The 21925-nt window shown below is 66.0% G+C and carries 26 protein-coding genes; 24 read left to right on the plus strand and 2 right to left on the minus strand.

The annotated features are described in order from the left end of the window. Positions 1-223 precede the first annotated feature (223 nt). The 23 genes from U1702_RS08620 to U1702_RS08730 all read left to right on the plus strand — a co-directional run bounded on the left by U1702_RS08620 (position 224) and on the right by U1702_RS08730 (position 16943). Positions 224-934 carry a response regulator transcription factor gene (locus U1702_RS08620; RefSeq protein ID WP_332723602.1) on the plus strand — a complete coding sequence of 237 codons (711 nt, stop codon included), beginning with the start codon at positions 224-226 and terminating at the stop codon, positions 932-934. After that, positions 903-2474 (plus strand): stimulus-sensing domain-containing protein, encoded by a 1572-nt coding sequence (locus U1702_RS08625; protein ID WP_332723603.1) that lies wholly within the window; start codon positions 903-905, stop codon positions 2472-2474. Before U1702_RS08620 ends, U1702_RS08625 begins: the two co-directional genes overlap by 32 nt. 8 nt (positions 2475-2482) lie before the next feature. After that, the gene (locus tag U1702_RS08630) at positions 2483-2926 is read left to right on the plus strand and encodes an HPr kinase/phosphorylase (RefSeq protein WP_332724662.1); all 444 of its coding nucleotides are present in this window, start codon (positions 2483-2485) and stop codon (positions 2924-2926) included. Then, entirely contained in the window at positions 2923-3837 is a 915-nt protein-coding gene (gene rapZ / locus U1702_RS08635) for an RNase adapter RapZ (protein ID WP_332723604.1), read from the plus strand. The genes U1702_RS08630 and rapZ overlap by 4 nt, the downstream gene beginning before the upstream one ends. A gap of 22 nt (positions 3838-3859) precedes the next feature. Beyond that, a complete protein-coding gene (locus U1702_RS08640) occupies positions 3860-4267 on the plus strand; it encodes a PTS sugar transporter subunit IIA (RefSeq protein WP_332723605.1) in 408 nt (135 codons plus the stop codon). After that, a complete protein-coding gene (locus U1702_RS08645; protein ID WP_332723606.1) occupies positions 4264-4536 on the plus strand; it encodes an HPr family phosphocarrier protein in 273 nt (90 codons plus the stop codon). The genes U1702_RS08640 and U1702_RS08645 overlap by 4 nt, the downstream gene beginning before the upstream one ends. A 51-nt stretch (positions 4537-4587) precedes the next feature. Next, the gene (locus U1702_RS08650) at positions 4588-4782 is read left to right on the plus strand and encodes a type II toxin-antitoxin system VapB family antitoxin (RefSeq protein WP_332723607.1); all 195 of its coding nucleotides are present in this window, start codon (positions 4588-4590) and stop codon (positions 4780-4782) included. Then, complete coding sequence (gene vapC / locus U1702_RS08655; RefSeq protein WP_332723608.1) at positions 4782-5180, plus strand: type II toxin-antitoxin system VapC family toxin; 399 nt, start codon at positions 4782-4784, stop codon at positions 5178-5180. Before U1702_RS08650 ends, vapC begins: the two co-directional genes overlap by 1 nt. Next, the gene (locus U1702_RS08660) at positions 5165-5965 is read left to right on the plus strand and encodes a TrmH family RNA methyltransferase (protein WP_332723609.1); all 801 of its coding nucleotides are present in this window, start codon (positions 5165-5167) and stop codon (positions 5963-5965) included. The genes vapC and U1702_RS08660 overlap by 16 nt, the downstream gene beginning before the upstream one ends. Before the next feature lie 112 nt (positions 5966-6077). Further along, positions 6078-6314 (plus strand): hypothetical protein, encoded by a 237-nt coding sequence (locus tag U1702_RS08665; protein WP_332723610.1) that lies wholly within the window; start codon positions 6078-6080, stop codon positions 6312-6314. A 53-nt stretch (positions 6315-6367) separates the two neighbouring features. Next, positions 6368-7798: a cysteine--tRNA ligase gene (gene cysS, locus U1702_RS08670; protein WP_332723611.1), complete on the plus strand. Its 1431-nt coding sequence runs from the start codon at positions 6368-6370 to the stop codon at positions 7796-7798. Then, positions 7795-8730, plus strand: a complete 936-nt coding sequence (locus tag U1702_RS08675) for a D-2-hydroxyacid dehydrogenase (protein WP_332723612.1) — start codon at positions 7795-7797, stop codon at positions 8728-8730. The genes cysS and U1702_RS08675 overlap by 4 nt, the downstream gene beginning before the upstream one ends. An 18-nt stretch (positions 8731-8748) precedes the next feature. Next, a complete protein-coding gene (locus U1702_RS08680) occupies positions 8749-9333 on the plus strand; it encodes an anthranilate synthase component II (protein WP_332723613.1) in 585 nt (194 codons plus the stop codon). Between the two features lie 94 nt (positions 9334-9427). Beyond that, on the plus strand, positions 9428-9832 hold the full coding sequence (locus U1702_RS08685; protein ID WP_332723614.1) for a PilZ domain-containing protein: 405 nt from the start codon (positions 9428-9430) through the stop codon (positions 9830-9832). Between the two features lie 72 nt (positions 9833-9904). Next, entirely contained in the window at positions 9905-10900 is a 996-nt protein-coding gene (trpD, locus tag U1702_RS08690) for an anthranilate phosphoribosyltransferase (RefSeq protein WP_332723615.1), read from the plus strand. Beyond that, on the plus strand, positions 10897-11679 hold the full coding sequence (gene trpC / locus U1702_RS08695) for an indole-3-glycerol phosphate synthase TrpC (RefSeq protein ID WP_332723616.1): 783 nt from the start codon (positions 10897-10899) through the stop codon (positions 11677-11679). The genes trpD and trpC overlap by 4 nt, the downstream gene beginning before the upstream one ends. Beyond that, positions 11676-12143, plus strand: a complete 468-nt coding sequence (moaC, locus tag U1702_RS08700; RefSeq protein WP_332723617.1) for a cyclic pyranopterin monophosphate synthase MoaC — start codon at positions 11676-11678, stop codon at positions 12141-12143. Before trpC ends, moaC begins: the two co-directional genes overlap by 4 nt. A 3-nt stretch (positions 12144-12146) precedes the next feature. Beyond that, complete coding sequence (locus U1702_RS08705) at positions 12147-12863, plus strand: DUF1028 domain-containing protein (protein WP_332723618.1); 717 nt, start codon at positions 12147-12149, stop codon at positions 12861-12863. A 74-nt stretch (positions 12864-12937) separates the two neighbouring features. Next, positions 12938-13873: a PilZ domain-containing protein gene (locus U1702_RS08710; RefSeq protein WP_332723619.1), complete on the plus strand. Its 936-nt coding sequence runs from the start codon at positions 12938-12940 to the stop codon at positions 13871-13873. A 67-nt stretch (positions 13874-13940) separates the two neighbouring features. Then, entirely contained in the window at positions 13941-14516 is a 576-nt protein-coding gene (locus U1702_RS08715) for a hypothetical protein (RefSeq protein WP_332723620.1), read from the plus strand. 4 nt (positions 14517-14520) lie between these two features. Further along, the gene (locus U1702_RS08720) at positions 14521-15705 is read left to right on the plus strand and encodes a molybdopterin molybdotransferase MoeA (RefSeq protein WP_332723621.1); all 1185 of its coding nucleotides are present in this window, start codon (positions 14521-14523) and stop codon (positions 15703-15705) included. Between the two features lie 59 nt (positions 15706-15764). Beyond that, positions 15765-16445 (plus strand): transcriptional repressor LexA, encoded by a 681-nt coding sequence (lexA, locus tag U1702_RS08725; protein ID WP_332723622.1) that lies wholly within the window; start codon positions 15765-15767, stop codon positions 16443-16445. Positions 16446-16532: 87 nt separating this feature from the next. Beyond that, positions 16533-16943 carry a GFA family protein gene (locus U1702_RS08730; protein ID WP_332723623.1) on the plus strand — a complete coding sequence of 137 codons (411 nt, stop codon included), beginning with the start codon at positions 16533-16535 and terminating at the stop codon, positions 16941-16943. Between the two features lie 200 nt (positions 16944-17143). Here U1702_RS08730 and U1702_RS08735 read toward each other — a convergent pair whose 3' ends face one another. Further along, positions 17144-18184 (minus strand): hypothetical protein, encoded by a 1041-nt coding sequence (locus tag U1702_RS08735; protein ID WP_332723624.1) that lies wholly within the window; start codon positions 18182-18184, stop codon positions 17144-17146. A gap of 114 nt (positions 18185-18298) precedes the next feature. Next, complete coding sequence (locus U1702_RS08740; RefSeq protein ID WP_332723625.1) at positions 18299-20458, minus strand: ComEC/Rec2 family competence protein; 2160 nt, start codon at positions 20456-20458, stop codon at positions 18299-18301. A gap of 27 nt (positions 20459-20485) precedes the next feature. On the opposite strand from U1702_RS08740, the gene gltX reads away from it, so the two are divergent. Continuing rightward, positions 20486-21925: a glutamate--tRNA ligase gene (gene gltX / locus U1702_RS08745; RefSeq protein ID WP_332723626.1), complete on the plus strand. Its 1440-nt coding sequence runs from the start codon at positions 20486-20488 to the stop codon at positions 21923-21925.

The following is a 21925-nucleotide window of genomic DNA, read 5'->3' on the forward strand; positions in this document are numbered from 1 at the left end:
TCATCTCATGAGTCTCGCATAGGCACCCGTGAAATGAGGGGTCAATGGCAGTAACCGGTGTCACAAACCGCGCTAACCGATTCAATTCCATAGACAACGTTGACGTGTCACGCTCTGGGGCAAGTATTGATCGCGCGATGAATTTGACGGGTGCATCCTTGGCCGATTCGCAACGGTCAGCCGCATGGTTGAGCCTTGTCGCGCATTCGGCTAGTCCCGGCCCATGACCGCAACGATTGCGCTGGTCGATGACGACCGCAACATCCTGACCTCAGTGTCGATCGCGTTGCAGGCGGAGGGCTTCGTCACCCGTGTCTATTCGGATGGCGAGGCCGCGCTGAAGGCGTTGCTTGACAATGCCCCCGACCTCGCCGTGCTCGACATCAAGATGCCGAAGATGGACGGGCTGGAACTGCTCCGCCGGTTGCGTGAGAAAAGCGCGATCCCGGTGATCTTCCTGACCAGCAAGGACGACGAGCTGGACGAGGCGCTGGGTCTGGCGATGGGCGCGGACGATTATATCGCCAAGCCGTTCAGCCAGCGGCTGCTGATCGCGCGCATCCGCGCGATCCTGCGCCGGACTGAAGCGCTGGCCGTGCCCGTTGGCGAAGAATCGGGTGAGGAGCCGCAGCCTATACTCGAACGTGGTGCGCTGACGATGGACCCGGCGCGGCACAAGGTGACATGGAAAGGCGACAATGTGACGCTGACCGTCACCGAGTTCATGATCCTCGAAACGCTCGCCCAGCGCCCCGGCATCGTCAAGACGCGCAACCAGTTGATGGATGCGGCGTATCAGGACGACATTTACGTCGATGACCGCACCATCGACAGCCATATCAAACGCGTGCGCCGCAAATTCCGGCAGGTCGATCCCGTGTTCGACGCCATCGAGACACTTTATGGCGCCGGATACCGATTCTCCGAAGAGTGAGCGCGAACTCGCGCTCCGCTGGTCCGCACGGCTCAGCCTCACGCCGCGTATCCTGGCGGTCAACATCTTCGCGCTGGCGATGCTGGCGGGGGGGTTCTTCTATCTCGACAGTTTTCGCGCGCGGATCGTCGATGACAAGGTCGAACAGGCGGCACGCGAGGCGCGGCTGATCGCGCAGGCGGTGGCAATCACGCCGCCCGCCGACCGCAACGCCATGGTCTTGCGCATCGCCAGTGAAGCAGGCGTGCGGATACGGCTGTATGACCGCAACGGCCGCCTGACACTCGACACCCGCGCATTGGGGCTCAACAATGTCGTGTTGCGCGATCCGGACAAGGATCCGTGGAACCAGAGCGCCGCGCGCTTTCTGGACGCCATCATCGATACCGTGGCGGGTGCCGATCGCGCACCGCAATTCCGCGAGCGTGCGGCGGACAAGGGCCGCGACTGGCCCGATCTGGCGACGACGCTGCGCACCGGCGAAGCGAGCGCCAGCGTGTGGCGCGCGCCGGATCGCACCCCGGTCATCACCGCTGCTGCGCCCTATGGCCCGGAAGGCGCGGTGTTCACCACCGACAATGCCCGCGACATCACGCAAACCGTGCGGATCGAACGCTTTCGCCTGAGCGTCGTGCTGGCGGTGGTGATGGGCCTGTCGATCTTCCTTTCGCTATTCCTTGCCCGCACCATCGTCCGCCCGCTGCGCCGCCTCGCCCGCGCCGCCGTCCGCGTGCGGCTGGGGCGTGCGCGCGAAGTCGTCGTGCCGCGCCTGCCGGAACGGCGCGACGAGATCGGGCTGCTTGCGCGATCGCTGTCCGACATGAGCCTCGCGCTGCGCGCGCGCATCGACGCGACTGAGGCGTTTGCGGCCGACCTGACGCATGAACTCAAAAACCCGCTTGCCTCGCTGCGTTCCGCGGTCGAGAGCCTGACCAGCGTGCGCGATCCCGAATTGCAGGAGCGCCTGCTCGCCATCGTGCGCGACGATGTCCACCGGCTCGACCGGCTTATCAGCGATATTTCGGAGGCGTCGCGCCTCGACGCGCAGCTCAGCCGCGCGCATTTCGACCCCGTCGATCTGGCGGCGATGCTCGACGGGTTGATCGGGCAACGCATCGAACGCGGCGTGGAACGTGGCGTCCGTTTGCGCTTCGACCGCCCGAACGGCGCGATCCCGCGCGTGATGGGCGAAGGTGCCCGGCTGGAGCGCGTGTTCGAGAATCTAATCGAAAACGCCATCTCCTTTTCCCCCGACGATGGCCTCGTCACCCTCGCGCTCACTACCGATGACGAGATGATCGAAATCCGTGTCGAGGATGAAGGGCCGGGCGTGCCGGAAGAAGCGCGCGAAGCGGTGTTCCGCCGCTTCCATTCGGTGCGACCGGAGGGCGAAGCGTTCGGACGGCATTCGGGGCTGGGGCTTGCCATCGCGCGCACCATCGTCGAAGGCCATCAGGGCATGATCGGCGTCGAATCGCGGGAAGACCGGATGCGCGGCGCGCGCTTCGTGGTCCACCTTCCGCTGGTTCAGCCAAGCTAAGCCGGAGTATCGCGTTGGCTGAAATTTCCTCCGAAACCCTGCATGCATCCTGCGTTGCGATCGACGGTCGCGCCGTGTTGATCGAGGGGCGATCGGGCGAGGGCAAGTCCGATCTGGCGCTGCGGCTGATCGATCGCGGCGCGGTGCTGGTGTCCGACGACTACACCATCTGCACACGCTCGAACGGCGTCCTTCACGGCACGCCGCCGATGAATATCGCGGGCAAGATCGAGGTGCGCGGCATCGGCCTGATCGACATGCCGCACGAGCCGCGCGCGCCGATCGCGTTGTTCGTCACCATCCTCGAAACCCCGCCGCGCATGCCCGAGGGGCCGCGCAAACGCCGCATCGCGGGCGTCGATATCCCCGAAGTCGCGCTCGCCGCGCTCGAACCCTCGGCCCCGATCAAGGTCGAACTCGCGCTGCGGCACTTCAACGGGCCTACAGCGTGAGCAAGAGGGCCAAACAAATCCTGCTCGTCACCGGCATGTCCGGCGCGGGCAAGTCCACCGTGTTACGCACGCTGGAGGATCTGGGGTGGGAGGTGGTAGACAACCTGCCGCTCCTGTTGCTCAACCGCCTGCTCGACACCGACCCGCCCGAGGGTGACGGCGACGACCGCCCGCTGGCGATCGGCATCGGCACGCGCACCCGCGCCTTCGACGCCGACAGCATCGTGCGCCGCATCAAGAAACTGCGCGACGACCGCGGTTACGATCTCGGCACGCTATACCTCGATTGCGCCGGTGCCGAACTCGAACGCCGCTACAGCGAGACGCGCCGTCGCCACCCGCTGGCGCAGGATCGTCCGGCCGGCGACGGCATCGCGCGCGAACGTGAGCTGCTCGAACCGCTACGCCGCTGGGCCAACCGGCTGATCGACACCACGAACCTGTCCGGCAACGAGCTGGCGCAGAAAATTCGCGCGACGTTTTCCGGTCCGGGCCTTGGTGAACCCACCCTGTCGGTGATGTCGTTCGGCTTTGCGCGCGGCCTGCCCGCCAATGCCGATCTGGTGTTCGACATGCGTTTCCTGCGCAATCCGCACTGGGTCGATTCGCTGCGTCCCGGCACCGGCAAGGACAAGGACGTCGCCGATTATGTCGCCGGCGACCCGGCTTATGCCGATGCAGTCAGACGGATCGAGGAGCTGCTCGTGACGCTGATCCCGCGTTACCGTGCGGAGGGGAAATCCTATGTTACCATCGCCTTTGGCTGTACCGGGGGGAGACACCGGTCGGTGCATGTCGCCGGGCGCGTCGCGGCACGGTTGCGCGATGCCGGATTTTCGCCCACGGTGGCGCATCGTGACTTGCAGACCGCGCCGCAGGACTCGCTAGAAGGCCCGCCGGCTGCAAGATGAACCGCATGGGACAAGTTTTGGAATGATCGGTCTGGTACTCGTGACGCACGGGCGGCTCGCGGAAGAGTTCGTCGTCGCGATGGAGCATGTGGTCGGCAAGCAGGAGCGCATTGCCACCATCTCGATCGGCCCCGAGGACGATATGGAGGGTCGGCGCGCCGACATCGCCGCAGCCATCGCCGAAGTCGATGCCGGGCGCGGCGTGATCGTGCTGACCGACCTGTTCGGCGGTACGCCCTCGAACCTCGCCATCTCGCTGATGGACGCGGGCAAGGTCGAGGTGATTGCGGGCATTAACCTGCCCATGCTGATCCGGCTGGGCGGCGCACGCAAGACGATGAAGGTCGCCGAAGCCGTCGCCGCTGCGCGCGAGGCGGGCCGTAAATACATCACCGTCGCATCCGAAGTTTTGGGGGAGGCCGCCGCTTGAGTCGTACCAGTCGCACCGTCCTGATCGGCAACCGCCGCGGCCTGCATGCCCGCGCCAGCGCCAAATTCGTCACCCTCGCCTCGACTCAGCCGGTCGAACTGACCGTGGAGAAGGACGGTAATTCGGTCACCGGCACGTCGATCATGGGCCTGATGATGCTGGGCGCGGCGATGGGCGACACGATCACGATCAGCGCGGCAGGCGACGGCGCCGAAGCTGCGGTGCTGACGCTGGTCGAACTGGTCGAGGACCGGTTTGGGGAGGATTGAGTCTGCCAACCTTTGTCGCTATGTGTATCAAATGCCAGAAGGATACACATCATGCGCACCAACATTGTAATCGACGACGAGTTGATGGCCAAGGCCATGGAGGCTTCCGGCGCTAAAACGAAGCGTGAGGCGGTAGAGGAAGCGCTCCGCACGATGATCCGGTTTCACAATCAGCAGGAAATCAGAAAGTATCGCGGCAAACTCACATCGTGGGAAGGTGACCTTGAGACGATGCGTCTCGACTGATGATCCTTGTCGATTCCAGCATCTGGATTGATTATTTTCGCGGGTCTGTGACCGCGCATACCGATCAGCTTGATCGCATGCTGGATACGAAGGACCTGGCCGTCGGCGACCTCATCCTGACGGAGGTGCTTCGCGGCTTTACGAGTGATCTGGAGTTCGAGAAGGCACGGCGTCTGATGATCCGCCAACCATCGGTGGTGATTGGTGGATCGCAGGTCGCCTTGAAGGCGGCCCAGAACTTCCGCTCGCTGCGCCGTCGCGGCATCACCATTCGCAAGACCATCGACACGCTGATCGCCACGCGTTGCATCGTCGACAACATCCCACTGCTCTATTCCGACCGCGACTTCGATCCGTTCGTCGAACATCTTGGACTCATGCCTTGCCCCGCGAAATAACCGCCTTCTCCAACCCGCTGGTCAAGCGCGTCCGCTCGCTCCGCGACAAGAAGCATCGCCGCGACGAGGGGCTGTTTCTGGCCGAGGGTCTGCGCATCCTGACCGAGGCGCGCGAGACGGGCATCCTTCCAGACTATCTGTTCTTCGCCAAAGGGCATGAGACCCACGAACTCGCCGCTGCCCTGATCGCCGAGACCGAGGCAGCGGGGGGTGAGGCGATTGCGACCGATGCCGACATCCTCTCCAAACTATCGGGCAAGGACAATCCCGGTGCCGTCGTCGGCGTCTATCGCGAGTTTCCGACCGATCTTGCGCGGCTTGACCGCAGCACCGCGCCGATCTGGCTGGTCGCGGAGCGGCTGCGCGATCCCGGCAATCTCGGCACCATCCTGCGCACCGCAGATGCCGTTGGCGCGGGCGGGCTGATCCTGATCGACCAGTGCGTCGATCCATTCAGCGTCGAGGCTGTGCGCGCCAGCATGGGGGCATTGTTCACCATCCCCATCGCCCGCGCGCCATGGGAGGAATTCCACGACTGGCTCCGCGCCGGTCCCGGCCAGTTGGTCGGCCTCGCATTGGAAGGCGCCGTGGACTATCGCACGCCTGACTTTGCCGCACCGGTATTCCTGCTCACCGGCAACGAGGCACAGGGGCTGCCGTCCGCTTATGCCGAAGCGTGCGACGTCCGCGTGAAAATCCCGATGCTGGGCAAGGCCGACAGCCTCAACGCCGCCGTCGCCACGGCGGTCATGGCCTATGCCGTGCTCGACCGAATCCGTCGGTAGTTCGTTCTCTAAAACCGTTGCACATCGGCAACAGGCTCAGCCCAGACTCGAAACGCGATCGGAACAAAACCCGATTCCGCGCGTCGAAAGGAGCAAGTCTGGAGACGAAACGATGTATTACGACAAGACCCCCTTCACCGCCGTCAACAGCGGTTATCGCGTGGCCTTTCGCCCCGGCGAGCAGAATGTATGCCCCGGCTGCGGCCAATCGCACTGGATGATCGGACGGATGACGGCCGAGTGCGCCTTCTGCGCCACCGCATTGCCAATCAACACCGGCGGCACGTTCGGCGCAGGCCTGTTCCGCGTCAGCCACAAGCCGCAACCCTTCGCGCCGCTCGCGGCATAGCGCTTTGCGCGGAGGCGGTTTGACCGCCGCCTCCGCCGCGCTATTGCGCCCTTATGACCGGCGCACCCCTTACCCTTTACAATTCACTCACGCGTAGCCTCGAACCGTTCGAGCCGATCGACCCCGACAAGGGCGCGCGCGTCTATTCCTGCGGCCCGACCGTGTATAGCGACCCGCATCTCGGCAACCTGCGCGCCTATGTCTTTACCGACACGCTGAGCCGCGTGCTGCGCTGGAAGGGTCACAAGCTCACCCACGTTCTCAACATCACCGATGTCGGCCATCTGACGTCCGACGCCGACGCGGGCGAGGACAAGATGGAGGCGGCGGCGAAGCAGCGCGGGCAGAGCGCGTGGGACATTTCGCGTCATTACGCCGATGTCTTCCGCCGCAATCTGCGCGACCTCAACATCCGCACGCCCGACCACATGCCGCTCGCCACCGATTACGTCGCAAAGATGATCGCGTTTGCGGAGGGCTTTGCCGAGGCCAATTGCTACCAGCTCGACAGCGGCCTCTATTTCGACAGCACCAGCGTCCCCGACTACGGCAAGCTCTCCGGCAGTCAGGACGACGAGCGCGAAGGCCGGATCGAAAGCGTCGACGGCAAGCGCCACCCACAGGATTTCGCGATCTGGCGCACCACCCCGGCGGGTGAGACGCGACAGATGGAATGGGATTCCCCTTGGGGTCGCGGCGCACCCGGCTGGCACCTGGAATGCTCGGTGATGAGCGCGGAACTGCTCGGCCTGCCGTTCGACATCCATACCGGCGGTATCGACCACCGCGAAATCCACCATGTGAACGAGATCGCACAGAATCAGGCGCATTGCGGCTGTGGCGACAGCGGTGCGCGTTTCTGGATGCACAACAACTTTCTCGTTGATCGCGGCGGGAAAATGTCGAAGTCAAAGGGCGGCATCGCCACGCTCGATGCGCTGGTGGCAAAAGGCGTGCATCCGCTGGCCTACCGCCTGATGTGCCTCAGCGCGCATTACCGCAGCGAGTTGGAATTCAGCACAGAAAACCTCACGGCCGCGCTCACCCGCCTGCGCCGCCTCGTTCTTGCTGCCGAGAAATTCCGCAACGCCGAAGGTATGGGCGCTGGCGATGCCGGCAACTATCTCGAACGCCTCGACGCCGCCGTGTCCGACGATCTCAACACGCCCCGGGCACTGCCGGCGCTTGAGGAACTGCTCGCAGACAAGCAACTCGGCACGGAAGCACGACTGATCGCTCTCGCCCAGTTCGGCGAAGTTCTCGGGCTCGACCTACTCGACCTCACCCGCGCCGACCTGCGCGTCCGCCCCGCCGACGCGCTGGTGACCGAGACCGAGATCGAAGCCCGTCTGACCGAACGCAGGGAAGCCCGCGCGGCAAAGGACTTCGCCCGGTCCGACGCAATCCGCGACGAATTACTGGGCGCGGGGGTCGAGGTGATGGACGGCGATCCGCTGGGCTGGGACTGGCGGATCGAGCTATGAAAGCCGTCCTCCCCGCCCTCGCCCGTCCGCTGATCGAACCGGGCCTGCCGCCGGAAATTCAGGCTCATTGGTTTACCAGCCGTGAGGAGGCCATCGCCCTCATCACCGATGCCGACATCGCCTGGGTCGATATGCAGCGCCCCGGATGGACCGGCGAGATCGCCGCGCAGGGCGAGCGCCTCAAATGGCTCTCCACCATCTATGCCGGGATCGACGCGTTCGACACCGGCCTGCTGCGCCAGCGCGGCACGATCCTGACCAATGGCGTCGGCATCAACGCGCTCGCCGTCGCCGAATATGCGGTGATGGGCGTGCTGACCGCCGCCAAGCGCTTCGACCAGGTCGTGCGCGCGCAGGACCGCCGCGAATGGCTGACCGACGCGCCGGGCAAGGTCGAACTGTTCGAGACCAGAGCGCTGATCGTCGGATATGGCACCATTGGGCGGATGATCGGCGATCGGCTCGCCGCGTTCGGCGTCGATGTTACCGGCGTCACCCGATCGGGCCGCGACGGCACGCTGACGCCCGACGAGTGGCGAGCACGGATCGGCGATTACAACTGGATCGTCCTCGCCGCCCCCTCCACCGCCGAAACCGCCACCCTTTTCGGCGCGGACGAAATCGCGGCGATGAAATCCGGTGCATGGCTCATCAACGTCGCGCGCGGTGACATGGTGGATCAGGCCGCGCTGATGGAAGCGCTGACCAAACGACGCATCGGCGGCGCGTTCCTCGACGTCACCGACCCCGAACCGATGCCCGCCGATCATCCGTTATGGACCACCCCCAACTGCATCGTCACCATGCACCTCTCCGGCCGTTCACAGACGAAGATGTTCATGCGCGCCGCCGCCCTGTTCCTCGACAATGCCCGCGCGTTCGTCGCCGGAAACCCCATGACCAACATCGTCGATCTCGACGCGGGCTACTGACGCCGCTAGTCCCCATCCATGATCCTCGTCATCGACAATTACGACAGCTTCACCTGGAACCTCGTCCATTATCTGATGGACCTGGGCGCGGAGGTGAAGGTCGTGCGCAACGACGCCCTCACCGCGCGTGAAGCGATCGAAAGCAATGCACAGGCGTTCCTGCTATCGCCCGGCCCGTGCACCCCGAACGAGGCGGGGATCAGCCTCGACCTCGTCGCTGCCTGTGCCGATGTCGGCAAGCCGCTGCTCGGCGTGTGCCTCGGCCACCAGTCGATCGGCCAGCATTTCGGGGGCCAGGTCGTTCGCGGCGGCCTGATGCACGGCAAGACCAGCCCGATCAGCCATGACGGCACTGGCCTGTTCACGGACCTGCCCAGCCCGTTCACCGCCACCCGCTATCACTCGCTGATCGTCACCGACATTCCTGACGAACTCGTGGTCAACGCCACTGCCGACGATGGCAGCGTCATGGCCTTCCGCCACGTCACGCTGCCGATCCATAGCGTCCAGTTCCATCCCGAAAGCATCGCCACCGAACATGGCCACGCGATGCTGGCGAACTTCCTGAATCTCGCCGGAATCGGAGCAAAAACGCTCGCCTGACACCACGGACGATAGAGGCCATTAACCCCTCTGCTTTAGCACTTTCCTCGATATGCAGGGTCGATACTGCCGAGCCGGCTTCACAGAGGATTTTATGGGCGCATCGGTTATCCGCGACGATCTTCCCCACCGCACACCGCGTCAGCAGGTGTTGCTGGGTGCGGAGATTTGCGGATTTGGCGGCGGCACCCCGACCAGGCATCGCATCAAGGATTTGTCGATGACCGGCGCACGCATCGACCGCGCGGGGATGCTGAAATCCGGCTCGACCGTCCTGGTCTCGGTCGGCACGCTCCAGGCGGTCGGCGCGACCGTGGTGTGGGTCAAGGATGACGTCGCCGGGCTGCGCTTCGTCGAAGCGATCGACCCAGATGCCGCTCGCTCGAAAACGATCCTGCCCTCAGCCAGTCAGCCGGACCTGGCCATGAAACCGGTCGTCATCGAACAGCCACGCGCGAGCGCCGGGTGGATCAGGGATATGCGGAACCGTCATTTGTAACACAGGTCTGCTTGGGAGCGACCACAGCAGGATTTGCTCGACTCGCCGCCGCCGCGCCGGAATAGAGGCGCGGTGACCCGCTTCAGCCGCCTGCCCGACCCCGCCACGCCGCTCGCCCGCGAAGCCGCGGCACAGGCGTTCGCCGACATTCTCGACGGCACCGCGCCGGAGGCGGAGATCGAGGCATTTCTCATCGCCCTGTCCGATCGCGGCGAAACCAGCATCGAAATCGCCGAAGCGGCACGAGCGATGCGCGCGCGGCTGATCCCCGTAAATGCCCCCGCCAATGCCATCGACGTGTGCGGCACTGGCGGTGACGGCCACCACACGCTCAACGTTTCCACCGCCGTCGCCATCGTCGTCGCAGCCAGTGGCGTGCCGGTCGCCAAGCACGGCAACCGCGCGGCATCTTCCAAATCGGGCGCGGCGGACACGCTCGAAGCGCTCGGCCTCGACCTCGACCGCGCGACCGCCAACGCCGAGGCCCACCTGGACGACCTTGGCATCGCCTTCCTCTTCGCGGCGAAATATCACCCGGCGCTGGGCCGCATCGCGCCGATCCGCAAACGCATCGGACGGCGCACGATTTTCAACCTGATGGGTCCGCTCGCCAATCCGGCGCGCGTCAGCCGCCAGCTGATCGGTATCGCCCGGCCCGACTACGCCCCCATCTATGCCGAGGCGTTGGAGCAGCTTGGCGTGACCGGCGCGGCGGTGGTCGCGGGCGAAGAGGGACTCGACGAACTCTCGCCCGAGGGGGCCAGCCTCATCGTCAGCATCGGCGATGTCAGCCTGCCGCCCCGCATCACGCCGGACGACGCGGGGCTGCAACGCCACCCGCTCACCGCGCTTCGCGGCGGCGATGCACAGGAGAACGCCGCCGCGCTGCGCCGCCTGCTCATGGGCGAACGCGGCGCCTATCGTGACGCCGTCCTGCTCAACGCCGCCGCCGCCCTCGTCGTCGCTGGCGAGGCGATCGACCTGCGTGAGGGCGCGGAGGAGGCCGCCGAGACGATCGACAAGGGGCTTGCCAACGCCCTGCTCGACTGCTGGATCGCGGCGGCATGAACACGCTCGACAAGATCCTCGGCGTAAAGCGCGACGAGGTGGCGGCCCGCAAGGCCGCAACCCCGCTCTCCGCGCTGTCCGAACGCGCGTTCGCGCAAACACCGCCGCGTGGTTTCCGCGCCGCGCTCGATGCCAAAGCCGCGACCGGCTACGGCCTGATCGCGGAGATCAAGAAGGCCAGCCCGTCCAAGGGCCTGATCCGCGCCGATTTCGACCCCGCCGCACATGCCCGCGCCTACGCGGCGGGTGGTGCCGCCTGCCTCTCCGTCCTCACCGATGCCGAGTTCTTTCAGGGGCATGAGGATTATCTCATCGCTGCCCGCGCCACCTGCAACCTGCCCGTCCTGCGCAAGGATTTCATGGTCGATCCATGGCAGGTGATCGAGGCGCGCAGCATTGGGGCCGACGCGATCCTCATCATCGTCGCCGCGCTCGACGACACCCAGATGGCGGAGATCGAGGACGCCGCCATCGGCCTCGGCATGGACGTACTCGTCGAGGTCCATGACGCAGACGAGCTCGACCGCGCCCTCGCGCTCAAATCCCGCCTGATCGGAGTCAACAACCGCAACCTCAAGGACTTCAGCGTCTCGTTCGACCGCACCTATGAACTGGTCGGCAGCGCGCCCGCCGGTTGCACCTTCGTCGCCGAATCCGGCCTCACCACCCGCGCCGATCTCGACGCGATGGCCAAACACGGCGTCCGTTGTTTCCTGATCGGCGAGGCGCTGATGCGGCAGCAGGATGTCGAGGCCGCAACGTGGGCGATGATCGGGTGACCGACCTCACCCATCTCGACGAAACCGGGGCCGCGCGCATGGTCGATGTCGGCGCCAAGGCGGAGACGCAGCGTCAGGCCATCGCCACCGGCCGCATCGCCATGTCGCCGGAAGCCGCCAGCGCGATCCGCGACGGGCTGGTCAAGAAAGGCGACGTTCTCGCCGTCGCGCGCGTCGCCGGCATCATGGCGGCGAAGAAGACCGCCGACCTCATCCCGCTGTGCCACCCGCTCGCGCTGACCAAAATCACGCTCGACCTGACTCCCGACACAACCGGCGTCACCGCCACCGCCACCGTCGCGCTGACCGGGCGCACCGGCGTTGAGATGGAGGCGCTCACCGCCGTCTCGGTTGCGCTGCTCACAGTCTACGACATGGCGAAAGCGCTCGACAAAGCCATGACGATCACCGGCATCCGCCTGCTGGAAAAGACCGGCGGCAAGTCCGGCGCCTGGACCGCCTGAACGATGCACCGCGCGACACCCCTCACCGGCCTCGCGCTTGCCCTGTTCCATGCAACGCCCGCCGCCGCCACCTGGACCATCGTCGCCGTCGATCCAAAGACCGGCGAGGTGGGCAGTGCAGGTGCCTCGTGCACGCCGTTCGTGGCGGGGGTCGTTCGCCTCGTGCCCGCTCGCGGCGCGATCGTCGCCCAGGCCGCGAGCAACATGCAGGCCAAGGCGGATGGCGCCGCGATGATCGCCGACGGCAAGGACGCCGCCACGGTCGTCGCCGCGATCAGCGACCGTCGCTACGACACCAGCGCGCCGGAACAGCAATATGGCGTCGTAACCCTTGCGGCGAACGGCCGGCCCTCCGCCGCCGCCTTTACCGGTGGCGAGACCGCCGAGGTGCGCGGCCACCTGACCGCCCGCGGTGTCGCCGTTCAGGGCAACATGCTCGTCAGCCGGGCCGTCCTGACCGCGACCCTCGCCGCCTGGCGCGCCGCCGAACGACGTGGTTTGCGGATGGCCGAACGCCTCCTTCTCGCACTCGAGGCGGGCTCGCGCGCAGGCGGTGATGCACGGTGTGGCGTCAAGACCGCGCAATCCGCCTATCTGGGCGTGGCGAAGCCCGACGATGCGCCGGATCGCCTCAGCCTGCGCATCGTGGTGTCGACAGCGCGCGAGGATTCCACGAACCCCGTCAGCGAAGTGCGCCGTCGCTTCGACAAGGGTGGTTAATCCTGCCTCCACCGCAAAAGCTTAACGATTGTTGACACCTGCAACCCCATTGTTCCCCAACATCTGGGGGCAAAATGACCAATCCGGCACGTTCGGCGATCTTTTCGCTTTCAACCGATCTCGACTCCCCCTCCCCCCCGGGCGCGGCTGACGAAGCCGCGCCCGCGCTGCTTCGGTTGGCCGATGGCGACCAGGATTGCTTCGTCCATCGCATCACCTCCACCACCGCGACGCTCACCGTCACCGGCCCCGTCGACCACAATGCGCGAGCGACGATCGAGCTCCCCTTCGGCCTCAGCGCAGAGGGCGCAATCACCGGTCACGATCCCGCCGCGCTTGCATTTCGCTTCGACACGCCGGTCGATGTCGTCGGCGCACTCGCCCGTTGTCTCGCCGCGCAGACCGCCGATCAGCGCCAGATGCCGCGTATCGAATTGCGTCAGCGGCTGTGCGTCCGCCATTCGGGCCAAGTCGACTTCGCCTGGACCCGCAACCTTTCCCCTGCCGGCATCGGGGTCGAAACCCGCGCCGCGCTCACCCCCGGCGAGCTGGTCGAGATCACGCTCGACGGGCTGCGCCCGATCCAGGGCGAAGTCCGCTGGATCGAACGCGGTCAGGCCGGCATCGCCTTTGGCGAGGAAATGGGCTGGCAGTTGCTCATGCCATGGCTGCGCAAGATCGCCACCGGCCGCCCGACGCCCGCCGCCGAATCCACCCCCTCGACGCTCGGCGCGGTCAAGAATGCGTTGCGCCTCGACATCGCCACCCATGTCCGTTCGGGCGTCAGCTGGTGGAATGCCCAGCTCAACACGCTCAGCAGCGGTCTGGTCGAGTTCGAGAGCGCGACCGAATTCACGCCGCTGTCGTCGCTGTGGCTCTCGCTCCCGGAAATCGGCGGCTGGCCGATCCGCGTGCTCGAATGCCATGGCGCCCGGCACGTCGCCGAATTCCGCGTGCCGCTGCGCCCGCACGAAATGGCCCTGCTGGCGGAGACGACGCGGGGGCGGTGAGACGCCAGAACCAGTAGCGTCGGCCCTTTCGCTTCGGCATGATGCACCCGCATACCCGGGGGCCGCCATGTCATTGAATGAGTTTATCCTTGCTTTCATCGGCGTCATCATCGGGCTTGGCGTAGCCGATCTGCTGACCAGCTTTCACAAGCTGCTGCGCGCAGGATCGCGCGTGAAATGGGATTGGCTGACGCTCTTCTACGCGGTGCTGATGCTCTATTCGATGATCGTTTTCTGGTGGTGGCAATTCGGCTATCCCGGTGCGGGTCGGACGCTGACCACCGCGGACTTTCTGCCGAAATTTGTGTTCCTCGCGATCAGTTTCCTGATGGTCGCCGCTGCGTTGCCCGACGATCTGCCGGAGGAAGGCGTGATCGACATGCGCGCCTTCTACCTCGCGTCGCTGCGCCATCGCTGGGGTTTGACCGCCGCCAGCCTCATAATGTCGAGCGGCACAAGCGCCTATTATATCGTGGGGGCGGCTCGCTGGGACCGATTGCCGGGGCAGGCATTGGTGCTGGGCAGCGTCATCCTGGCGTTGCTCGCAACCCGGATTCGCTCGATCTGGTTTCAGGTGCTGGCAATCGGGTGGATTTTTGGCGTGACAAGTTGGTTCAACATGTTCCGTCCGATCGGCCCCTGATACGATGCCCCCCCTCCTCTCCGTCGCCGAAGCCCAGCGCCGCCTCCTTGCGCTCGCCCGACCCGTGGCGACCGAACGTGTCGCCCTGCGCAATGCCGCCAGCCGCTGGGCCGCCACGCCCGTCACCGCGCTGCGCACCCAACCCGAACTGCCGCTCTCCGCGATGGACGGCTATGCGATCCGCTTCGCCGATATGCCCGGCCCGTGGCAGGTGATCGGCGAGAGCGCCGCCGGTCGTCCCTTCGCCGCGTCCATCGCCGCGCATCAGGCAGTCCGTATCTTCACCGGAGCCGCGCTCCCGCCCGATGCCGACACGGTGCTGGTGCAGGAAGAAGCGCTGCGCGATGCCAATCTGCTGATCCTGAACGGCGAAGGTCCGGACCATGCCGGTCGCAACGTCCGCCCGGCGGGTCTCGACTTCACGCAAACCGAAACCCTGATCGAACCCGGCGATCGCCTCACCCCCGCGCGCATCGCACTCGCCGCCATTGCCGGACACGCAAGACTACCCGTCCGCCGCCGCGTCCGCATCGCCATTGCCGCCACCGGCGACGAACTCCGCCCGCATGGCGAGCCGCTCGCCCCCGGCCAACTCCATGAGAGCAACGGCGTCATGCTTGCCGCGCTGCTTGCCGACCTGCCGGTCGAGATTATCGACCTCGGCATCCTGCCCGACCGCCACGAAGCGCTTGCCTCCGCCTTTGCCGCCGTCACCGCCGACATCCTGGTCACCACCGGTGGCGCATCGGTCGGCGATCATGATCTGGTCCGTCCCGCACTCGAAGCCGCCCGGACCCAAATCGACTTCTGGCGCATCGCGCTGCGCCCCGGCAAGCCGATGATGGCCGGACGCATGCGCGATACCGTGGTCCTGGGCCTGCCCGGCAACCCCGTTTCGGCGTTTGTCACCGCATTTGTGTTCGTACGCCCGCTGGTCGCACACCTCTCGGGTGCAGCGGACCCGCTGCCCCGAACCACCCGCGCGATTCTCGGTGAGCCGCTTCCGGCCAACGGCCCGCGCGCCGATTATCTGCGCGCCGCCCACCGCGACGGTTGCGTCGTCGCGGCGGCGATCCAGGAAAGCTCGATGCTCCGTACCTTGGCCCGCGCCGACTGCCTGATCGTCCGCGCGCCCCACGCCCCGGCGGCGGTTTCAGGCGACTCGGTGGAAATCCTGCATCTCGCTTGACACAAGCGAAGAACAAGGCGTAAACGTTCCGCGTCTGTTCTGGAACAAGGGAACGTCCGATGCTTACCCGCAAGCAGCATGAGCTGATCTGCTTCATCGCCGATCGTCTGAACGACAGCGGCGTGTCCCCCTCGTTCGAGGAGATGAAGGAGGCGCTCGACCTCAAGTCGAAGTCCGGCGTCCACCGCCTGATCTCGGCATTGGAGGAACGCGGCTTCCTCCGCCGCTTGCCCAACCGCGCCCGCGCGCTCGAAGTGCTGAAGATGCCCGAGCGTGCCGATGCGAAGAAGGCGGCACCGACATTGGTGGCAAAGGACAATGTCGTGGCGCTGACCCGTCCGGCTGCGCGGCCCGCCAACGACGTGATCGAAATCCCGCTCCACGGCCGCATCGCCGCCGGTGTGCCGATCGAGGCGATGGAGGGATCGACCATGCTCCCGGTCCCCGCCGCGTTGCTCGGATCGGGCGAACATTATGCGCTCGAAGTCGCCGGTGACTCGATGGTCGAGGCCGGGATTTTCGACGGCGATTATGCCCTCATCCGCCGTCAGGAAACAGCCCGCGACGGTGAGATCGTCGTGGCGCTGATCGAGGATAGCGAAGCGACGCTCAAATATTTCCGCAACGAAGGCAGCATGGTGAGGCTCGACCCCGCCAACCGCGCCTACGACCCCCAGCGCTATCGCCCCGATCAGGTGCGTGTGCAGGGCAAGCTCGCCGGATTGCTGCGCCGCTATTGATCTTCTTAGCCCCTCCCCTTCAGGGGAGGGGTTGGGGTGGGGCCTGTCAGCACAGGCCCACGTCAGCGAAGTGTCTAGGAGACCCAAATGACCATCGCCGGTGGCTGTCACTGCGGCGCGATCCGCTACCAACTTACCGGTGAACCGCTCCACGGCGGTCAGGCGCTGTGCCATTGTTCCGATTGCCGCCGCGCATCGGGCGCGCCGATGGTCGGCTGGGCGATGTATCCCGAGGATGCGCTGACCGTCACCCAGGGCAGCCCGCGCGAATATGCCTCGTCCGACCATGGCCGCCGCTGGTTCTGCGAAACCTGCGGCACCGGCCTCATCTACCGCAACGACCAGAATCTCCCGGGCCTTGTCGACATCCAGGCCGCGACCCTCGACGACCCCGACACAGTGGCCGCGGTCGCCCATATCCAGACCGCCGAACGTGTCGGCTGGATGAAGAACGCGCACGATCTGCCCGAGTTTTCGCGCTTTCCGGGAATGGAATGACCGCCGCCACAAGTGCGGAAGTCATATCATTCTATAACGTGACGACATCACTGATTTTCTCGTCACCCCGAGCTTGACCCGGGGTCCCGCTTTTTCGACCGGTCGCCATTAGCGGGACCCCGGGTCAAGCCCGGGGTGACGGTCGTTAGTTCAAGCTGAAGTCATCATGCTTCAGCTGCGGAGCGCGGCCTGCGTCGTCTCTACTGTGGACGATCCCAGCAGGGCGGGTTCGCGCAGCCATAGATGCCGTCCTCCCCGCCAACGCGCGGTGTCTTGCGCTGGGCATCCTCCCGCGCCTTTGCGTCGCGCCGGTCCTGCTCCTCGCGGGCACGCGCGTTTCCGCCGGATCCGCCGCCGCCATCGTCGCCGCCCCCGGCGCTGGGCGCATAGCCGTCTCTACCCGACACGCCTGAACTCGAACTCGAACTCGACGACGCGACCGCCGCGACAACGACAAGCCCGACCAGCGCCGCGATCGCCGCACCCTGACCCGGTGTGCGCAGCCCCCGGCACCCGATCAGCGTGTCCTGAAACTCGATGCAGGAGAATTTTCCGTCGGCCACCCGCACCCGCACATGCCCGCGCGCGCCGCCGACATAGGAAAAATCGGCATTGAGCTGATAGATCGAGGTGCTGAGCGTCGTGACCCGCGCGTTGCGAATGCTTCCGCGTGCATATTCATTGATCGCCCAGCCGCGCGAATCCGCTGCCACCAGTTGATCGAGATACTGGTTGATCCGGCCCCAATCGGGCGCCGCCGGGCGGGCGACGGTCCGCGCCGCCACAGTCGGAACCGGCGCAGCGGGAACGGTCCGCGTCGGTGCCGCCGCCCATCGCTGTTGCCATACGGGCCGAACCGCAAGCCGCGCGGTCTGGTTCATCCGCCGATATCCCGCGCTCGCGTCCAGATAGACGATGTTCACCGGCGCGCCCGAATAATATTGCGACACCTCTGTATCGAAATCGCGGAACGTGTCGGATCGCGTGAAATAGCGGTCCTCCACCGCGATGACGATATCGCCGCGTTGAAGCCCGGTGAACGGACTATTCCGCGCATCCCTCACCTTGAACCCTGCGACCCCGTCGCCGTAGCGATAGACGGCGGTCTCGAAATCGGCACCGATCGAGCCGATGTCGTCATCATCGGCAGTCGTCACCTGTGGCGACGCCAGCACCGGCAATGAAACCACCGGCATGGCCAGTAACGACGCCGCTGCAAGCAGATGCGAAATCCCGCGCATTTCCATACCCCCAAGAATCACGCCGCGATCGCCCCATTTCGACTTCACAAAGATTCCGCTCCATTGGAAATATAGCAACGATTTATTTGCGCGGCGCAGAACGGCAACCGCGTCTCACCGCTCTCGCTTCGTCACCGGCTTCGGCGGCATCACCCTCTCCGGCGTCAGCCACGGATGCGCCGCCCCCGCCCGCCGCACCGTCCGGACCTCCGGCGTCGCCGATAACGTGATCGCCACCCCGCCGGTTTCCTGCAAAAACAGCCGGTCCAGCTTCAGCCATTTCGGCACGCACCCCGGTGGCAATCGCCGGTCCGCCACCACGATATCGGCGGAGCGACACACGTCCATCATCTCGCGCCACGGCACCAGATATCCGCTGCGGGTCGCCGCGATCCGCCAGCGCCGCCCGTCGCGCTCGACCTCGATCACGCACAGATCCGGGCTGCATTTCACGCCGTCCTGCTCCGACAAGGGCGGCAGTTCGGCGTCCACGCCGCCATTCTCGCTCATCATCGAACGCACATAGTCACCCGCCCGATCCCGCAGCAGCGCCACATTGCCGCCCCCCGTGCGCAGCGCCAGATGCCGCCCGTCCCCCGTCACCAGCAAGTCCGGCATCGGCGTCGTCAGCGCCCACACCGCTCCAACCAGCATCGGCGCAAACCCCAGCAGCCGCACTCGGGTCTTCCACAAGGCAAACCAGATCCCGCCCGCCACCATCAGCGCATAGGCACCCCCGGGCATCCCCGGCAGCATCGCCAGCGCCCCTGGCGCGTTCGCGGCGGTATGGGCGATCCACAGCAACAGCTTCAGCCCTTGCTCCGCCGCCCACCAGAATGGCGCACCCAGCCCCACCGCATCGAACGCCAGTCCCGCCGCCTCGAACGGCATCACGACAAACGTCGTCAGCGGAATCGCCACGATGTTCGCCAGCGCCCCGTACAGCCCCGATTTGTGGAAATGATACAATGCGATCGGCGTCAGCGCGATCTCGACGACCAAGCCGGTCAGCAGCAGCGACGCCACCCCACGCCCAAACCGCCGCCCGAACCTCTCCTCACGCCGCTCAAACCAACCGCGTACCGTGCGGCTCTCGTACAAGGCAACGATCGCCGTCACCGCTGCGAAACTCATCTGAAAACTCGGCCCCATCAGCGCCTCGGGCCATAGCAGCAATACCACCAGCGCGCCGAACGCAACCAGCCTGAGCGTGATCGCCTCGCGCCCCAGCATCATCGCCGCCAGCACCAGCAATGCGGCGATGCACGACCGCACCGTCGGCACCTCTGCCCCCGTCAGCAGCGTATAGCCAACCGCCGTTACTCCCGCCACGCCCGCCGCGATCACCGGCAACGGCCAGCGCAACGCCAGCGTCGGGCTGAGCGCCAGCAGCCGCAGCACCAGCAACATCGTCGCCCCGACCACCGCCGTCACATGCAACCCGCTGACCGAAAGCAGATGCGCGAGCCCCGACCGCCGCAATGCCTCCGCATCTTCCTCGGATATCGCCCCGCGATCCCCCGTCACCAGTGACGCCGCAATGCCGCCAGCACTCCCTTCGACCCGCGACTGGACATGCGCCGTCAACCGCTCGCGCAGCCCGCTTTTCGCCTGACCCGGCGACACGATCTCGACGGGCGCAAACCCTCGCCCCGTTGCCCCCAGTCCATCGAACCACGCCACCCGCTCGAAATCATACGCGCCCGGCACAGCGGGTGGCGCGGGCGGCATCAGCCGCGCCCGCAACTTCACCAATGCCCCACGTGTCAAACCCTCGGGCACATCCCTCATCGCCAGATTGACCCGCACCAATCGCGGCAATCCCGCCCCTGCATCGGGCGCAATCCGCACGCGCATCAGTTCGCGCGCGGGCAACGGCTCGACCCGTTCGACCTTGCCGTGAAATTCCACGATCGCCGCTCGTTCCAGCACCGGTGCCGCAATCCGCTCCGCCCGCCACCACACCAAAGCACAGCCGATCGCCACCAGACCCGCCGCCAGTGTCACCACCCGCGCTGCGCGTCTGCCATCGCTTACCGCAATCCCGGCGACCGCCAGCGCCAGCCCGCCCAGCACCACCGCACCCCAGCGGCTGGCATCGGGCAGCGCGAACCATAGGCCGATGCCCACGCCGAGCATCACCGGTACCCACAGCACCAGCTGCCCGCGTTCTGCTTCCAGCCAGCGCTCAAGCCGCTCGCCGACGCGCCAGCGCCCCGCGATTTGAAGCAGGCTGAACCCCGTGCTACGGGCGCTCGCGGCGGTACTGGCCATCACGCATCAGCTTGGGAGTAAGCGCGGTTGAGCGCAACATCTGAACCCGGAACCGGGTCCATCGTCACGCGCTTCGCCCCGTCGCCGACGGGGTTTCTGCACATTGGCGGTGCGCGCACCGCCTTGTTCAACTGGCTGTTCGCCCGTCACCATGGCGGCCAGTTCCTGCTGCGGATCGAGGATACCGATCGCGCTCGCTCTACCGAACCGGCAATTGCCGCGATTCTCGACGGCATGCGCTGGCTCGGCCTCGATTGGGATGGCGACGAAGTCTATCAGTTCGCCCGCGCCGATCGCCATGCCGAGGTCGCGCGCGCGATGCTCGCCAGCGGCCACGCCTATCGCTGCTGGATGAGCCAGGACGAGATCGCCGCCCAGCGCGCCGAGGCACAGGCCGCGAAAACCCCCTATCGCATCCGCAGCCCGTGGCGCGACCGCACCGACGGCCCGCTCGACCAGCCGCACGTCGTCCGCATCCGCGCCGAACGCGACGGCGCCACGACGATCATCGACAAGGTCCAGGGCGAGGTTACCGTCCAGAATGCCGAGCTGGACGATATGGTCCTGCTCCGTTCGGACGGCACGCCGACCTATATGCTCGCAGTCGTCGTGGACGATCACGACATGGGCGTCACCCACGTCATTCGCGGGGACGACCACCTCAACAACGCCTTTCGCCAGCTCACGATCATTCGTGCGATGCAGTGGCCGGAGCCGATCTACGCGCACATCCCGCTGATCCACGGTGCGGACGGATCGAAACTGTCGAAGCGCCACGGCGCACTTGGCGTCGATTCCTACCGCGACGAACTCGGCGTGCTACCCGAAGCGCTGTTCAACCACCTTCTCCGCCTCGGCTGGGGGCATGGCGATGACGAGTTTATCAGCCGCGAACAGGCAATCGAGTGGTTCGGGCTGGAGGGTGTCGGCAAAAGCGCGTCGCGCTTCGACCTGAAGAAGCTCGACAACATCAACGGCCATTACATCCGCGCCGCCGACGATACGCGACTCGCGGACCTCGCCGCCCCGTTTCTGCCCTCCCCACCCACGCCCGAACAGCGCGAACTTCTGCAACGCAGCATGCCCGCACTCAAGCCACGCGCCGCGAATTTGCGAGAGATTGCCGAGGGCGCAGCCTTTCTGTTTCGCACGCGCCCACTGGAAATGGACGCGGACGCAGCAACTCTGCTAGAGGGCGATGCGAAGGCTATCCTTCATTCCGTTCACGTCGCACTTGACGCGCTCGCGGACTGGAATACGGAGACGCTCGAAGCGGCGGTACGCCAGGTGGCGGAGACGGCCGGGGTCAAATTGGGGGTGGTCGCACAACCGCTCCGCGCGGCGCTCACCGGGCGCCGCACGTCCCCCGGCATCTACGACGTCCTCGCCCTGTTGGGGCGTGAGGAAAGCCTGGGCCGGATCGGCGATCAGATGACGGCCCCTGCCGGTTCCGGCGCTGCGGGCTGA

Origin of the sequence: Sphingomonas sp. LT1P40 (assembly GCF_036663835.1) — a bacterium.
Taxonomy (GTDB): domain Bacteria; phylum Pseudomonadota; class Alphaproteobacteria; order Sphingomonadales; family Sphingomonadaceae; genus Sphingomonas.